At 38.0% G+C, this 655-nt stretch carries 1 protein-coding gene; it reads right to left on the reverse strand.

Annotated features, from left to right (window positions below):
* Window positions 1-655, reverse strand: a 655-nt coding sequence (locus BZK14_RS09325) for an NADP-dependent isocitrate dehydrogenase (RefSeq protein ID WP_143691426.1), incomplete at both ends; no start/stop codon positions are given.

The following is a 655-nucleotide window of genomic DNA, read 5'->3' on the forward strand; positions in this document are numbered from 1 at the left end:
ACCGTTACTTTATAGATCGATGCATAGCAACGATCAGGAATCATTGCGATTGTATCTGCTGTTTGGCCATTCTTATCCCACATTTTACCGCCTGCGCGAATCATTGCTGGCATAGAAGCATCAACAATTACATCAGAAGGAACATGGAAGTTAGTGATACCTAAATCAGAGTTAACCATTGCTAACAATGCTGATTCATCAATAATTTTTTGGATGTCTGCTTTGATTTCAGCTTCTTTTGCATGGCCTGCAATCTTCTGATTCAAATCGCCCAAACCATTGCGTGCTGTTACGCCCAATGCTTTAAATTCAGCAGCATATTTTGCAAATAATTCTTCAAAGTAAACTTCGATTAAAGCACCAAAAATGATTGGATCTGATACTTTCATCATCGTTGCTTTCAAGTGAGCAGATAACAATACGCCTTCTTTTTTAGCACGTGCAATTGCTTCTTTCGCAAATGCTTTCAATTGCTTCACATTCATGACTGATGAATCAATGATTTCACCTGCTTGTAATGGTGCAAATGCTTTCAATGTTTTTGCTTCGCCTTGTGCATTTTCAAAAACGATTGAGTATTCAGTTGCAGCATCAATGGTTACAGCTTTTTCTGAACCGTAGAAATCGCCAGAAGTCATACTAACAACATCTGTTT

It is taken from the genome of Wohlfahrtiimonas larvae (assembly GCF_002006755.1).
Taxonomy (GTDB): domain Bacteria; phylum Pseudomonadota; class Gammaproteobacteria; order Cardiobacteriales; family Wohlfahrtiimonadaceae; genus Wohlfahrtiimonas; species Wohlfahrtiimonas larvae.